Source organism: Microbacterium sp. UMB0228 (assembly GCF_002871415.1).
GTDB lineage: Bacteria > Actinomycetota > Actinomycetes > Actinomycetales > Microbacteriaceae > Microbacterium.
Map to the genome: position 1 here is coordinate 430,364 of NZ_PNFU01000001.1, position 14,846 is coordinate 445,209.

Annotated in this window: 14 protein-coding genes; 3 read left to right on the forward strand and 11 right to left on the reverse strand. The window is 71.3% G+C overall.

All coding sequences use genetic code 11. From position 1 onward, the window contains the following. Both CJ226_RS02150 and CJ226_RS02155 read right to left on the reverse strand, forming a co-directional pair. A complete protein-coding gene (locus tag CJ226_RS02150; protein WP_062636018.1) occupies nt 1–840 on the reverse strand; it encodes a molybdenum cofactor biosynthesis F family protein in 840 nt (279 codons plus the stop codon). A 39-nt stretch (nt 841–879) separates the two neighbouring features. Next, complete coding sequence (locus CJ226_RS02155; protein WP_102208182.1) at nt 880–2,334, reverse strand: APC family permease; 1,455 nt, start codon at nt 2,332–2,334, stop codon at nt 880–882. Between the two features lie 243 nt (nt 2,335–2,577). On the opposite strand from CJ226_RS02155, the gene CJ226_RS02160 reads away from it, so the two are divergent. Together CJ226_RS02160 and CJ226_RS02165 are read left to right on the forward strand one after the other, a co-directional pair. Further along, nucleotides 2,578–3,327 (forward strand): SDR family NAD(P)-dependent oxidoreductase, encoded by a 750-nt coding sequence (locus CJ226_RS02160; protein ID WP_102208403.1) that lies wholly within the window; start codon nt 2,578–2,580, stop codon nt 3,325–3,327. A gap of 53 nt (nt 3,328–3,380) precedes the next feature. Next, nucleotides 3,381–4,196, forward strand: a complete 816-nt coding sequence (locus CJ226_RS02165; protein WP_102208183.1) for an SDR family NAD(P)-dependent oxidoreductase — start codon at nt 3,381–3,383, stop codon at nt 4,194–4,196. Between the two features lie 38 nt (nt 4,197–4,234). Here CJ226_RS02165 and CJ226_RS02170 read toward each other — a convergent pair whose 3' ends face one another. The 8 genes from CJ226_RS02170 to CJ226_RS02205 form a co-directional block, all read right to left on the reverse strand. After that, on the reverse strand, nt 4,235–4,885 hold the full coding sequence (locus CJ226_RS02170; RefSeq protein WP_102208184.1) for an HAD-IA family hydrolase: 651 nt from the start codon (nt 4,883–4,885) through the stop codon (nt 4,235–4,237). 111 nt (nt 4,886–4,996) lie between these two features. Next, nucleotides 4,997–5,689: an ABC transporter ATP-binding protein gene (locus tag CJ226_RS02175; RefSeq protein WP_025103863.1), complete on the reverse strand. Its 693-nt coding sequence runs from the start codon at nt 5,687–5,689 to the stop codon at nt 4,997–4,999. Continuing rightward, entirely contained in the window at nt 5,686–7,458 is a 1,773-nt protein-coding gene (locus CJ226_RS02180) for an ATP-binding cassette domain-containing protein (RefSeq protein WP_102208185.1), read from the reverse strand. Before CJ226_RS02180 ends, CJ226_RS02175 begins: the two co-directional genes overlap by 4 nt. Then, nucleotides 7,445–8,305, reverse strand: coding sequence for a branched-chain amino acid ABC transporter permease (locus CJ226_RS02185; protein WP_102208186.1), 861 nt, complete (start codon nt 8,303–8,305; stop codon nt 7,445–7,447). The genes CJ226_RS02180 and CJ226_RS02185 overlap by 14 nt, the downstream gene beginning before the upstream one ends. A gap of 80 nt (nt 8,306–8,385) precedes the next feature. Continuing rightward, nucleotides 8,386–9,552 (reverse strand): ABC transporter substrate-binding protein, encoded by a 1,167-nt coding sequence (locus tag CJ226_RS02190; protein ID WP_102208187.1) that lies wholly within the window; start codon nt 9,550–9,552, stop codon nt 8,386–8,388. Nucleotides 9,553–9,585: 33 nt separating this feature from the next. Beyond that, nucleotides 9,586–10,008, reverse strand: a complete 423-nt coding sequence (locus tag CJ226_RS02195; RefSeq protein WP_102208188.1) for a nuclear transport factor 2 family protein — start codon at nt 10,006–10,008, stop codon at nt 9,586–9,588. 112 nt (nt 10,009–10,120) lie between these two features. Further along, nucleotides 10,121–10,909 carry a MoaF C-terminal domain-containing protein gene (locus tag CJ226_RS02200; protein WP_102208189.1) on the reverse strand — a complete coding sequence of 263 codons (789 nt, stop codon included), beginning with the start codon at nt 10,907–10,909 and terminating at the stop codon, nt 10,121–10,123. Nucleotides 10,910–11,727: 818 nt separating this feature from the next. Beyond that, on the reverse strand, nt 11,728–12,684 hold the full coding sequence (locus tag CJ226_RS02205) for a helix-turn-helix domain-containing protein (RefSeq protein WP_025103869.1): 957 nt from the start codon (nt 12,682–12,684) through the stop codon (nt 11,728–11,730). Nucleotides 12,685–12,789: 105 nt separating this feature from the next. Between CJ226_RS02205 and CJ226_RS02210 the strand changes: the two genes are divergently transcribed. Beyond that, nucleotides 12,790–13,932 (forward strand): DUF998 domain-containing protein, encoded by a 1,143-nt coding sequence (locus tag CJ226_RS02210; RefSeq protein ID WP_257996452.1) that lies wholly within the window; start codon nt 12,790–12,792, stop codon nt 13,930–13,932. A 15-nt stretch (nt 13,933–13,947) separates the two neighbouring features. Here the strand turns inward: CJ226_RS02210 and CJ226_RS02215 are convergent, their stop codons facing one another. Next, nucleotides 13,948–14,805, reverse strand: a complete 858-nt coding sequence (locus CJ226_RS02215) for a MurR/RpiR family transcriptional regulator (protein ID WP_062633434.1) — start codon at nt 14,803–14,805, stop codon at nt 13,948–13,950. Nucleotides 14,806–14,846: the final 41 nt, after the last annotated feature.

Here is a 14,846-nt window from a genome sequence, read left to right on the forward strand (position 1 = left end):
TCAGGCGTCTCCGAAGGTCGCGGGCTCGAGCGCGGGCGTGTGGTGGGTGGTCGACAGCAGGCGGCCGTGCGCGCCGAACGTGAAGTGCGTCGGCACCTCGCCCGTCTCGTCCAGACCGAACAGCACGCCGTGGGAGCGGATCGCGTTCACGTCTCGGTGGTCGGCGATCGTGACCGAGGCGCACGGGATCACCTTCTCGCGCCACGCGAAGATGTAGATCCCGGGGCGCACCTCCCACACGCTGTTCTCGTCGGTGTCGGCGAGCCCGCGCTCCGGACCCGCCAGGCACTGCCACGAGTACCAGCGCGGGGAGAGGTACACGTGCTCGTAGGCGTGCTCCTCGCTGTAGACCCACTCCACGCGGCGCCCGATGAGCGTGGTCGCGGGGGCGGCCTCGGTGCCGGTGACGTCGGCGCCCTCGATGGTGCCGGGGGCGAAGTGGTGCTGCACCCGGGTGCGGCCCTGCTCGGGCGCGGGGAGGATCTCGGAGATCACCGCGAGGGAGCGTCCGTGCCGCAGGTCGAGCACGAGCGAGACGGCCTCGTTCGGGAGGTAGCGGTGGTGGAACTGCACGAAGTAGAGCTCGTCGTCGACCTCGAACGCCTCGTAGTCGTCGGTGTCGGACGCCGCCTCGGTCGGGTCCTCGGCGCCGGGCTGGTACTCCCAGGCCACCGTCGAGTTGTCGAAGCGGTGGACGATGCGGGTGCCGCGGGCGTCGACGACGGCGACCTCACGACCGCTCAGGGCGGTGCTGTGCGGGGCCTTGTTGGCGTCGAAGCCGGGGGCGAGCCCTTCCAGCGGCAGCCAGGTGGAGGTGTCGGCGGGGTTGAGGGTCGTCATGGGGTTTCCTTCCTTCGGAGAACGGGGTCGGCGCGGGCGTCAGCGGTCGCTGAACCGCTCCAGATCGGTGGCGAGGCCGTCGTAGACGGCGGGCTTGGCACGGCGGAGGTACGCGGCGTAGACGATGCCGCCGATCAGCGCGAGCACGAGCAGGAGCGGCATCAGGCGGATCGCGAGCTCCTCGGAGCCGGCCACGATGTTGAAGTTCACGATCGCCAGGATCGAGATGGCCGCGATGCCGAGGAAGCCGATGCCCGGAGCGATGAAGGTGCTCCACCACCGCGGGTCGTTCCGGCGCCGGAAGTACACGACGATCGAGATCGCCGCGAGTCCCTGCAGGATCAGCACGCTGAGGGTGCCGAAGCCGAGCATCGCGGGCACGAGCGTGACGATGGGATCGGCGCCGGCGAGGGCGAACAGGATCGCCACGATCGCCGCGAAGCCCGCCTGCACGATGCCCGCGAGCTGCGGGGCGCCGTTCGCGCGGGTGCGGGCGAGGGCCTGCGGGAGGATCTTCGCGCGGCCCAGCGAGTACAGGTAGCGGGTGGCGGAGTTGTGGAAGGCGAGCATCGCCGCGAACAGGCTCACCAGGAGCAGCACCATCATCACGGTCGTGAGCGGTCCGCCCAGGTACTGCTGCGAGAGCGAGAAGATGAGGTCGCCCGTGGGCAGGTGCTCCAGCGCCGTGGCCTGGGCCTGCGCGACGCCGGTCGCGCTCACCACGGCCCAGGTCGTGACGCCGAGGATCACGCCGATCGCGATGATCGAGGTGTAGGTCGCCCGCGGGATCGTGCGCAGCGGCTGCTTGGCCTCCTCGCTGAAGAGCGCGGTGGCCTCGAACCCGAGGAAGCCGGTCGCCGCGAGCAGCAGGCCGATGGGCAGCGAGCCGGAGAACACGGCCTCCGGGCTGAACGCGGCGATGTCGTAGCCGGTCTGCACGAGCACCGAGATGTCGAACACGACGAGCATGAGCACCTCGAGCACGAGGCACACCCCGAGCACCTTCGAGCTGAAGTCGACGCCGATCCGGGCGAGCACGAAGCACACGACGATCGACAGCAGGCCCCAGACGAGCCAGTGCACGTCGAGCCCGGTGAGGTCGCGGATGATCGTCTGCATGAAGAAGCCGCTGGTGCCGATCGTGCCGACCACGAAGAAGTTGTAGCCGAGCGTCGCGATGAGGCCCGCGACGAGTCCGCCGGTGCGGCCGAGGCCCTTCACGACGAAGGCGTAGAAGCCTCCGGCGTTCACGAGCTGCTTCGACATCTGGGCGTAGCCGATCGCGAACAGCAGCAGGATGGCCGCGACGAGGAAGAACGACATCGGCGTGCCGCCGCCGTTGCCCAGCGCGATGGCGAGGGAGGCGACGACGACGATCCCGGTCAGCGGCGCGACCGCGGCCAGGACGAGGAAGACGATGCCCGCGACACCGAGGGCGCCGGGGCGGAGGGAGGTGTGGTGCGGCGTCGTGGGTGCGGAGGTCTGCTCTGCCACGTCGGCTCCTTTGCTCGGGTGACGGCCGTGTGGACACGGCATCGACGACGAGGGGAATCGTCGATAGAGCGAGTCTGCTCGCCGCCCCGTTCCGACGCTTGACCGTGAGCGAAGGACGATGGTGCCACCGCGCACACCCCGGCGTCGAGCGTGCGGGCCCTCCGCACCGCGGAGCAGGATGACCGGGACGACACCGCTGTCTCGTCGGCGCCGCGCGGCGCCGGGCCGCGGTCGGAGGATGCGATGGACCTGCAGCTCGACGGCACGACGGCCCTCGTCACGGGGGCTGCCTCCGGCATCGGTCGTGCCGTCGCCCGGGCGCTCGCCGCCGAGGGGGTGCGGGTCGCGCTGCTCGACCGGGACGCCGCCGCGCTCCGGGACGCGGCGGGGGAGGCCGGCATCGATCCGGTGCTGCTCGCCGCCGACGTCACGGACGAACAGCAGGTGGCTGTCGCCGTCGGCTCGGGTGTCCGCGCGCTGGGCGGTCTCGACGCGGTGGTCTGCTGCGCCGGGATCTCCGGCCCGGTCGGGACGCCGATCGAGGAGATCCCCCTGGAGGCGTGGAACCGCGTCCTCGCCGTGAACGTCACCGGCGCGTTCCTCGTGCTCAAGCACGCGGTCCCGGCGCTCCGGGAGTCCGCCGCCGGATCCGTCGTGCTGCTCGCGAGCGACTCGGCTGTCGTGGCCTCCCCGGGCATGGCCCCCTACGCCGCGTCGAAGGCCGCGCTCGTCCAGTTCGGGCGGGCGCTGTCGGTCGACCTCGCCGGCACCGGGGTGCGGGTGAACGCGGTGTCACCGTCCATCGTCGACACCCCGATGAGCCGGGGCGACCTCGGCGCTGCGGCGTTCGACGAGCCCGCCTTCCCCGTGCAGAGCGCCGACGAGGTCGCCGCGCACGTCGCCTACCTCCTCTCCTCGCGGAGCCGGGCGGTCAACGGCACCACCCTCCTCAGCGACTTCGGGTACACCGCCCGGTCGGGATTCCCCGCCTGACGCGACCGCGTCCGGCCCCACCGCGCACGCGCGCAGAACACACAGGAGCACACATGGCAACCGTGGTCGGATCGAGCGTCTCCGGACGTGTCGTCGTCATCACCGGAGGAGGCACGGGCATCGGCGCGGCGGTCGCGGAACGGTTCGCGGCCGAAGGAGCGCACGTCGTCGTGGTGGGCCGCCGCCCCGAGCCGCTGCACGAGGTGGAGCGGGCCGTCGGGGCCTTCCCCGTCGTCGCGGACGCGGCGGACACCGCGTCGGCGCAGGCCGCCATCGCCGAGATCCTCGCGCGGTTCGGCCGCATCGACGTGCTCGTCGCGAACGCCGGGGGACACGGCTTCTCCCCGGTCGCCGAGACCGACGACGCGAGCTGGGACGCCGCGATCCGCGCCAACCTCACCACCGCGTTCGTGATGGCGCGGGAGGCGCTGCCGGCGCTGATCGAAGCCAAGGGGCAGGTGGTGGTCGTCTCATCGCTGGCCGGGCTCTTCGCGGGACCGTCGGTGGCCGGGTACACGGTCGGCAAGCACGCCCTGATCGGTCTCACCCGCACGCTCGCGCGCGACTACGGTCGCCACGGCGTGCGCGTGAACGCGATCTGCCCCGGGTGGGTGCAGACGCCCATGGCCGACGAGGAGATGGACGAGTTCGCCGCGCACGCGGGCCTCGGCTCCCGGGAGGAGGGCTACGCCACGGTCACCGCCGACGTGCCGCTGCGCCGCCCGGCGCGGCCCGCCGAGATCGCCTCCGTCGTGCGGTTCCTCGGGTCGGGGGAGTCGTCGTACGTCACCGGCGCCGTGATCGTGGCGGACGGCGGGTCCCACGTGGTCGACGTGCCGACCATCGCCTTCGACCACGCCGGGATGTAGCGCAGGGTCAGGGCCGGGCTGCCGTCCCGGGCCCGGCGTCAGTCGATCCGGAGCTCGAAGCCGTCGTCGGTCGCGACGACCGCCACCTGCGTGAGGTCGTCGACGTGTGCGGTCGGGGCGTGGGCGCCGGCGTGCGGACCGATGCCGATCACGCGCATGCCTGCCGCGTGGGCGGCCTGGATGCCGGCGCCGGAGTCCTCGAACACGACGCAGTCCGCGGGGTCGATGCCGAGGGTGCGGGCGGCGAGGAGGAAGCCCTCCGGATCGGGCTTCGAGGCCGAGACGTTCTCCGCCGTGACAGCGAGCTCGGGGACCGTGAGCCCGGCCTGGCCCATCCGTGCGGTCATGAGGGCGACGTTGGCCGAGGTGACCACTGCGTGCGGGAACGGCTGCAGCGCGGCGAGCAGCTCTTCGGCGCCCGGGATGCCGATCACACCGTCCACGTCGGAGGCCTCGGTGGCGAGCATGACCTCGTTCTCGCGGAGGTTGATCGCGTGGTCGCGCTCGGGGAGCAGGATCGCCATGCTCTGGTGCCCCTGACGCCCGTGGACGGTGCGGAGCACGGTCTCCGGGTCGATCCCGTGCGGCTCCGCCCAGGCGAGCCAGAGGCGCTCCACGACGGCGGTCGAGTCGACAAGGGTCCCGTCCATGTCGAGGAGGGCGGCGCGGGCGTGGAGGATCTCAGTCACTCCCTCAGGCTAACCCCCACGCCGTCGACCCACCCCCTTTCGCGTGCCCCGGCCCCCTGCGAACGCGCGCAAGGGGCCGGGAGGAACGCAACGGGGTGGGTCGACGGGGAGTCAGCCCCCGAGGTAGGCGCGGTGGAGGAGGGCGGGGTCGTCTTGGAGGGCCTGCGGCGCACCCTGGAACGACACGCGGCCGCCGGCGACGACCACCGCCTCCTGCGCGAGACCGAGTGCGAGCTGCGTGAACTGCTCCACCAGCAGCACCGCCACCCCGGACTCCGCGATCGAGGACACGATCGGCATCAGGCGCAGGAACACCACCGGCGCGAGACCCAGGGACATCTCGTCGATGAGCAGCACCCGGGGCTTCGCCGCGAACGCCCGCGCCAGCACCACCATCTGCTGCTCCCCACCCGACAGCAGTGCCGTGGGGGAGTCGATGCGCTTCTCCAGCTCCGGGAACTGCGCGAGCACGGCCTCGATCTCGCCGGCGGTGCGTGCCGTGAGGGAGAGGTTCTCGCGCACGGTCAGCGACGGGAACACGGCGCGCCCCTGTTCGATGTGCACGATGCCGCGCCGGGCCCGCGCCACGCGGGAGAGCCGGTCGATCGGCTCCCCGTCCAGCAGGATCGACCCCGCCGAGTGCGGCGTCACGCCGGACACGGCCTCGATCAGGCTCGTCTTGCCCGCCCCGTTGGGGCCGACCAGGGCCAGGACCTCGCCGCCGGCGACCCGCAGCGAGACGTCCGAGATGACAGGCCCGGCGCCGCGGCTCACCGTGACGCCGTCGAGCACCAGTGCGCTCATTTCAGCAGCTCCGTCTCTCCCATGTACGCCTTGACGACGTCGGGGTTCGCGAGGACCTCCGCCTGCGGGCCGCTCGCCAGGACGCGGCCGAAGTCGAGGACCGTGAGGGTCGGGCACACCGAGCGGACGAGGTCGAGATCGTGCTCGATGATGATGAGGGCCACGCCGTAGCGCCCCGGGAGCTCGCGCAGGCGAGCCGCGAGCGCCAGATGCTCCTCGTGCGAGAGGCCGGCGGCGGGCTCGTCGAGGATGAGCAGGCGTGGGCGGGCGGCGACGTTCGCCGCGACCTCCACGAGCCGCCGGGTGCCGACGTCGACGCTCGAGAGGCGCGCCCGGGCCGGCGGGCACCCGAAGAACGCGAGGACCTCGTCGATGTCCGCCGCGGCGAGCCGCCGTCTGGCCACGAAGCGCACGTAGCCACCCACGGTCAGCGCCGGAGGGACGCGGTCCTGCTGGAAGGTCCGTCGCAGTCCGAGTCGCGCACGCCGGGTGGGGGAGAGCCCGGCGAGGTCGCGGTCGCCGAGGAGCACGCGGCCCTCGTGCTGGGGGAGGAAGCCGCTGATGGCGTCGACGAAGGTCGACTTCCCGGCGCCGTTCGGACCGATGAGCCCCATGATCGAGGCGGCGGGCACAGTGAACGAGACGTCGTCGAGGGCCTTGAGCGCCCCGAACTGCACGGTCAGGCCGTCGACCGTGAGCACCGGGGCGCCGTCGAGGGCCGCCTCGTCGACGGTGGCCGTCGTGGTCGTGGTGATCGCCGTCGCATCGGTTCCCGCGTCCGGCGGGAGCGCGGTGAGTTCCGCGCTGGCCGTGCGCCGGTCGGCCCGCCGGTACAGGAGGTTGCGGATGCCCTGGCCGAGGTTCGTGCCGCTCGTGAGCGCCTGCACCCCCAGTACGCCGAACACGACGAAGCCCCAGTCCTGCGGCACGCCCCAGCGCTTGAGCAGCTCCGGCACGAGCACCCAGAGCAGTCCGCCGAAGATGGCCATATCGATGAGGTGCGCGCCGGACATGATCGCCAGCACGTACAGGGCGAGGGACTGCAGCGGTGTGAAGCTCGAGGCGAAGGGGAGCTGCACCTGACCGGCGAGCAGGCCGCCGGAGATGCCGCCGAGGGCCGCCGACACCGCGAACGCCGTGAGCTTCGCGGTGCGCACGCTCTGCCCGGCCGCGGCCGTGCCCCGCTCGGAGAAGGCGACGGCCTTCCAGCTCGCGCCCCACCGTCCGCGCTGCAGGAAGAACACCGCTAGGCCGCAGACGGCGAGCACGACGACGGAGAGGAAGAAGAACTCCCGGTCGCTCCCGAACAGCGCCGGCCGCTCGATCGCGATGCCGTCCGCGGAGCCGGGGAACTGGATCTGCACGAGCGTGACGTCGGCCGCCGCCGCGAAGCCGAGCGTCACCACCGCGAGGTTCACCCCGCGCAGCCGCAGGGCGGGGAGCCCGACGAGGATGCCGACGAGACCGGCCGCGACACCGCCGAGCACGAGCCAGACGAGGAAGCCGCCCGGCGCCTGCATCACGTTCAGCAGCGAGACGATCCACGCCCCGACCGCAGCGAACGTGAGCTGGCAGAGGGCGATCATGCCGGCCGAGCCGGTGACGATGCCGAGGCCGAGGATCGCGATCGCGGCCGTGACGGCGCTGATCGCGAGGAAGACGAAGTAGCCGGGAAGGGCGGCGCTGAGGAGCGCGCCCACGCCGATGCCGACGACGGCGACGGCGAACGGCCAGGTGATCCGAAACCAGGGGCGGTCAGCGAGCGGCATCCCACACCTCCTTGCGTTGCGTCCACAGCAGCAGGACGACGATGAACAGGAACGGCAGGAAGTTGCGCACGAGCGCCACTTCGTCGATCTGCGCGACGAGTCCGCCGAGGACGCCGAGGAGCAGCCCGCCGACGACGGCGAGGTCGAGGCGGCGGAAACCGCCCAGGAGCGCGGCCGCCGCAGCGGGGACGATGAGCATGGACAGGCTCGTGGCGTCGTTCGACTGCGAGGGCGCGACGATGATGATCGCGATGGCGCTGATGATCCCGGTGACGAACCAGACGGCGATCGACAGCGGCCGGGAGCGGATGCCGAGCAGCTCCGCCGTGGTCGGCCGCTCCGACAGCGCGCGCAGCTGGGTGCCGACCCGGGTGCGGCGCAGCACGATGCGGACGGCGACGGCGGTGACGACGGCCATCGCCACCGTCGCGACGGTGACCTGGCTGATCACCACGCCGCCGAAGGAGAACGCGGGGCCGGCGATGATCGGGGTGAACGGCTGCGGCTTGTTGCCGAACAGGATGAACGACAGCGAGATGAGCAGCAGGAGCGGGCCGACCGTCATGGCCGAGCGGGTCGTCGTCGAGGCCTCCGACAGCCAGGTCGCGGCGATGAACCCGATGGCCGCGGCGAGCACGCCCGCGACGAGGACGCCGAGGACCGAGCCCAGCCAGATGGGCAGCCCGATCTCGCGGACGAACCACACGGCGGTGAAGGCCCCGAACATGCCGGTCGCGGCCTGGGCGAAGTTCACCACGCGCACGAGGCGCGACATGAGGGTGAGGCAGACGCCGAGGACGGCGTAGAGGCCGCCGGCGGCCAGACCGGCGATGGCGCCTTGGAGCATGAGGCGTCCTTTCTGGTGAGGGGCCCTTCGACAGGCTCAGGGACCCAGATGTGGGTCGCTGAGCCTGTCGAAGCGCGGGACTATTCGCCGATCCGGAGCCAGTCGTCGGCGACCTTCTCCCAGGCGTTCGTGCCCGACTTCAGGATGATCGGCCAGCCCGCGGTGTTCTGCGTGCCGAAGGCGTAGGGCGTGCCCACCATCGGGTTCTCGATCGGGTCCATGCCCTTCAGCGCCTCGGAGACGCTCTCCCGGGTGATGTCGCCGTCGATGCTCTTCAGCACCTCGATGAAGTACGTCGCCGCGAGGTAGCCGCCCTGGCTGAACGAGGTGAGCGGGATGTCGTTCTCCTCCATCAGCGCCCGCCAGTCCGCGTTGATGTCGCTGTCGTCCGTGAACGGGTAGAACTCGGCGGGGACGTAGATGCCGGCACCCGCGTCGTCGATCGCGTCGGCGAAGTTCTCGCTGTAGACGCTCGTGAGGTAGAGCCAGGTCACGTCGTCCCAGCCCTGCGCGTTCGCGGCCTTGACCTGTCCGATCGCGTCGGGCTCGACCGGGTTGATCGCGAGGGCCTTGCAGCCCTGATCGCGCGCCTTGACGATGTAGGGCGTGTAGTCGGAGGCGCCGTATGGCACGGTGTCGTCGACGTACTTCGGCTCCTTGCCGGTGATCTCGGTCCAGGTGTCGATCGCCGCCTGGTAGGTCGGGCGGGTGGAGCCGGCGATCTCCAGCAGGATGCAGATGTCGTCGAGTCCGAGCACCTCGGAGCCGTACTGCAGCGTGAGGGTCATGTCGTTGAACGGGCCGACGTTGGCCGGCGAGATGTTCTCGCTGTCGAAGCACCCTGTGTCGACGCCGATGCCGGGCACCGAGAGGATGCCCTCCTGCTCGTAGTACTTCGCGTTGATCTCGCACTCGATGAGGCTCGCGGAGCCCACGAGCGCGACGGCTTCGTCGCTGCCCACGATCTCCCGTGCCGAGGCGGTGGCCGTGGCCGGGTCGCCCTTGTCGTCGAGCATCTTGTACTCGATCTTTCGGCCGTCCAGGCCGCCTTCCTCGTTGAACGCGTCGAAGACGGCGGCGGCCGCCTGCGAGGCCTCCGGGAACGTCGCCGGACCGCTGATCGTGTTCACGGAGCCGACGACGATGGGGGCGCCCTCGCCCCCGGCTCCGTCGCCACCGGCGCAGCCGGCGAGAGCGAGGGCGGCCACGGCGATGACCGCCGCGGTGCCGGATGCTCGTCTGTTCATGTGCTTCCTGCCTCTCCTGTTCGGGTCGTGCTGTCAGCTCGAAGGCTGGGTGTCGGTGCTCGTCGACGGCGCGCGCAGGGCGCGGTTCACGAGCTCCGTGTCGGTGAACTGCTCGAAGGCGACGATCTCGCCGCCCGCCACGCGCCAGACGTGGGCCACCCGGGCGGCGAAGAACCGCCCGGTGCGCTTGTAGGTGCCGGAGTAGGTGCCGATGCCGACCACGACGTCGCCGCCGTCGACGACCTCGTCGATCGCGACGGTGTAGTCGTCCAACTCCTCCTGGATGCGGCCGAAGACGTTCTCGGCGACCGCATCCGGGCCGATGTAGGTCCCGGCGTAGGGGAACCCGGCGGCCTCCGTCCACTCGATGTCGGCCGCGAAGGGCGCGAGCATGCCGTCCAGGTCGCCCCGGTCGTTCGCGGCGTAGTGGTCGCGGATGAGGTCTGCGTTGCTCATGTTCTCTCTTTCGTTCCGGGTCCCTGAGCCTGTCGAAGGGTCGAAGGCTGGGTCCCTGAGCCTGTCGAAGGCTGGGTCCCTGAGCCTGTCGAAGGGTCGAAGGGTCGAAGGGTCAGACGGGCTGGGCGTCGGGGTAGGCGACGGCACCCAGGGGGTAGATGTGTCCGCCGGCGCGGGAGTGCTCGGACTCGCCGTCGCCGTTGAGTCCGAGGAAGATCCCCGTCGTCATGAGCTGGTAGCCGAGGTCGTGGAGCCAGACGCTGGCGACCGCGATCCGGAACTCGCGGAAGCAGAAGAGGTAGAGGCCGTCCGCGAACTTCCACACCGTGGAGAGGTCCATGTCGCCGTGACCGCGCTGGACGCCCTCGAGGCACTGCCACGCGTAGCGCTGGCTGGAGACGTAGACGTGCTCGTACAGGTGGTGGGGACTGTAGCGGTAGACGTTCCGCTTGCCGATGAGGTCACGGCTCGGACCGGGGACCTCTCCGGTCGCGGGGCCGGCGTCGGTGGTCGCGGCCCAGAAGTCCTGCCCGACCTGCGGGGTGCCCTCGACGGCTTCCGCCGCGATGCGGGAGCGGATGACGGTGGCGCGGTGGGTCGTGGTGGAGAACACGACGGTGAGGGCTTCCCGCTCGCGGCTCTCGAAGGGGATGTCCACGAAGACGACGTCGTCGCGCACGCGGACCGCGTCATACGGGTCGCGTCCCGAGGAGCCCAGCCCCTCCCAGGTCACGGAGTCCTCGTCGAACCGGAGCGCGAGCGTGGTGTCGTCGTCGAGGGTGAGCGTGAGCGCGGTTCCGGGGAGCGTCGTGCTCGGCAGGCGGAAGGTGTCGATGCCCGCGGCGAACTCGTCGTACGTGCGCCATGCGTCCAGAGCGGGGTCGGTGGAGATGTCGGTCATGAGGGTCCTGACGTCGCACACGGCGGGGCCTCGTCGCCCCGGGCACCGCGTCGTCGCGATGCGCTTGCCTCATGCTCCGGCCGGCCCGGGGGAGCCCTCAAGCGCGCGGAGTCCATCCCGCACCGAGAGTCAACCGGCGTGCCCTCCCGGGCAAGTCCCGCCCCCGCGGATGCCCCGTACCGGTTCCGTCCCCGCGGCAGCTCCGCCTTCCGGTCACGTCCCCAGCCCCCGTGCGGGATCAAAAGCGCCCCTGCCGGACCCGTTTGGGGTGCGTTCCTGGTCCCGCACGGGCGTCCCGCCTGCTTCCGCCCCGGCGCGGGACGGAAAACGCCCCTGCCGGACGCGGATGGGGTGCCTTTCTGATCCCGCACGCGGGAGTCAGCCGTGTCCTCTGGTGCGCGGGAGCCGCGCCCTCCCGTGCACGGCGTGCCTTTCATCGGAGCGGGATCGAAAGTACCCCTGCCGGACGCGTTTGGCGTGCGTTCCTGATCCCGCACCGGCGTCCCGCGTGCGGCCGCCCCGGTGCGGGACGGGAAACGCCCCTGCCGGACGCGTATGAGGCCCGTTCCTGATCCCGCACCCGAACGCGGTGTACCTCTGGTGCACGGGAGTCGTGTTCTTCCGTGCAGGGCGTGCCGCTCTTCGGTGCGGGGTCGAAAGTGCACCTGCCAAGGGCGTGTGGGGTGCGTTCTTGATCCCGCGCGCGGGGCGGGGGACGGTGCGGGATCAGGAACGTGCGCGGGGCGGGCACTGGCGGGGCGGCTTTGATCCCGCGCGCGACGGGCGCGCGCCGGCGCGGGGCGGGCGGGGGCAGGGGGTCAGTGGGTGGCGCGGTACTCGCTGGGGGAGACGCCGAAGGCGGTCTTGAACGCACGGCTGAAATGCGCGGCGTCGACGAAGCCCCAGCGAGCGGCGATCGCGGCGACGGGGCGGTCGGCGAGCATCGGGTCGAGGAGGTCCCGGCGGCACTGCTCCAGGCGGCGGGTGCGGATCCACGTCGACACGGTCACCCCCTGCTCCTGGAACAGACCGTGCAGGTGGCGGGTGGAGATGAAGTGCGCCGCGGCGATGGAGGCCGGACCGAGGTCCGTGGAGGCGAGGTTGCGGTCGATGTGCGCACGGATCCGCTGCATGAGGGCGCGGTGCGGGTCGGCGGACGCCTGGTCGAGACCGAGCTCCCGCGTGAACACGGTGGTCACGAGGTCGAGGGCGCTGTGCGCGAGCCGAGCCCCCGTCGTGCCGGCCAGCTCGTCGAGGTTGCCGGCCAGCTGCGTCAGGTACGGCACGACCATGCCGCCCAGCCCCTCCTGCCCGGAGATGCGGACGGCCGTGAGCTGTCCGATCATGTCCGCGGGCAGGCTGATGAGGTGCTTCGGGAACATGACCACCATGGTGCGGAAGTCCTGATCGAAGACGAGGGAGTACGGGCGATCGGTGTCGTAGACGGCGAGGTCGCCCGGCTGCAGCACGGCCTCGCGGTCGTCCTGGATGAGCAGCCCGGTCCCGGCGAGCATCAGGCTCACCTTGAAGTACGAGCGGTCGCCGCGGGCGATGAGCTCGGTGGTGCGCTCGACGACGTGCGAGGTCGCGCGGATGTCGTTGACGTGGACCTCGTCGACGGCGGCACCGCGGATCACGCCGCGGAACTGGTCGGCGCCCGCGGAGGACACCTGCAGCGGGACGAACGACTCGGAGACGGCGGCGCGGAACTCGCTGATGTTGCGCGCGACGAGGGTCGACACCGATTCGGCGGGGGTGGTGAGGGCACCGTTCATGACTGATCACCTCGGGCTGGTGGGAACGACGACGTTGTATACGATCCGTTCCGCGATGCTACCACCGGCGACGGCCGCGCGGGGCGGCCGTCTAGGATGTGGTCCGTGAACGGCGGGATGATGTCGACGGTGGGGGAGCGGATCCGGCACGTGCTCCGTCAGGTGCGTGGACCCGCCACCTCGGACGCGGTGTTCGAGGCGACGGCGCTGATCGTCGGCGCGGCGTTCCTGCTGGGGGGATTCCTCGTGGCCCTGCCGGTGTTCTGGGGGCACCAGCTCTCGATCAGCGGCACCGGATCGATCGGCATGTTCGCGGCGTACGGCGGTGCCATCGCGGCCGCCCTCGCCTTCGCTCTGGGACGCCTCGCCGTGAGGTCCCCGGAGTCCGATCCGTCGGTCGCGAGGGACGGATTCGCCGTCCCCGGCGACCGGCTCCGCTGGTACGACCTCGCCGCCATCGCGTTCGCGCACGCCGCCATCGCCTACCTCGGCTGGCTCGGCATCGCGCAGCTGCTGGAGCAGAGCTTCGTCGACGCCCCGGTCTTCCCATTCCCCGGGGCGATCCTCGTCGCGGTGGCCTTCGCACTCACCGGCTACGTCGCCTTCCTCAGCGCCGTCGCACTGACGCCGAGCGTGCTGTCGCTGGTGCTGGCGGTGTTCCTCGTCGTCGGGGCGTTCGCGGCGATGCTGGCGTCGAGCGACGTGCACTGGTGGCGCGACAACCTGTCCGCGCTGGGCATGAGCAGCAACAGCGCCTCGGTGGCCTTCAACGTGACCCTCATCATCGCGGGGATCATGGTGACGACCATCTCCCGGTATGCGACTGCGGGGCTGCCCGTCGACGACCCGGTCGACCGTCGCGGTCGGACGATCGTGCGCGGGGGCCTCATCCTCATGGGGATCTTCCTCGCGTGCGTGGGCATCTTCCCGGTGGACGAGTTCTTCGGCCTGCACAACACGGTCGCGACGGGCATGGCGGTGGTGTTCGCGGTGATCGTCGTCGGGCTGCCGTGGTTCGTGCGCAGCATCCCGCGGGTGTTCGTGGGACTCGGCTGGGCGTACGTGCTGGTCATCGTGCTGCTGGGGGCGTTCTTCGCGGTCGGCTACTACAACCTCACGGCGGTCGAGCTCATCGCGGCCGTGCTGATCTTCAGCTGGATCATCGTGTTCCTGCGGACCGCCGGCACGATGGGACCCTCCGCGACGCGCGCGGATGCCCGTGCCACCCCGGAGTCGGCGCTCGACTGACGGGGCGAGGCGTCGTCAGTCGCGGAGGAGGCGCGTCGCCTGACGCGTGCGCTGCAAGGCGTCGACGGTCTCGGCATACCGGCGCTTGGCGACGCCGATGAACAGGCAGTCCACGAGGGCCAGCTGGGCGATCCGGCTCACCATCGCCCCGGCGCGGAAGGTCGACTCGCGCACCTCGGTGAACAGGGCGTGGTCGGCGACCTGGGCGAGAGGGGAGTCCTTCACGGAGGTGACGGCCACCGTCGTCGCGCCGTTGGCGACGGCGGCTTCGAGGAACCGCACCGTCTCGATGGTCGACCCCGCGTGCGAGAACCCGATAGCGACGGTCGTCCCGACGGGGAGCACGGCGGCGGCGATCGCCTCGTGGGGGTCGGAGAGGACGTGGGCGTTGCGGCCGACGCGGAGCAGCTTGTGTGCGAGGTCCTCCGCGACGAACTGGCTGGCGCCGATGCCGTACAGGAGGATGCGGTCGGCGCTGTCGATGGCCGCGACCGCCGCCGTCAGCACGGCGAAGTCGAGCTGTCCGACGGTCTCCTCGATCGCGAGGAGTTCCAGGGCGGCGAGCTTGGAGACGGCCTCCTCCAGGGAGTCCTCGTCGGAGATCTCGGAGCCGTAGGCGCCGCGGGCGGAGAACTGGGCGGCCTCCTTGCCGAGCTCGGTGGCCAGGGCCATGCGCAGCGCGGCGTACCCGGTGAAGCCGATCGCCCGACAGAACCGGACGACGGACGCGACCGAGGTGCGGCATTCCGTCGCGAGCTCGCTGATCGTCTTGTCGATCACGAGGCTCGGGTTCTCCCGCACAGCGGCCGCGACGCGGGCCAGGGACGGGGGCAGGGTCGCAGCGGCGGCTTCGATCGTCGACTGGATGCTCACGGTATCCTCCGGAACGGCGGAACGGGATGGTAAATTCTTTT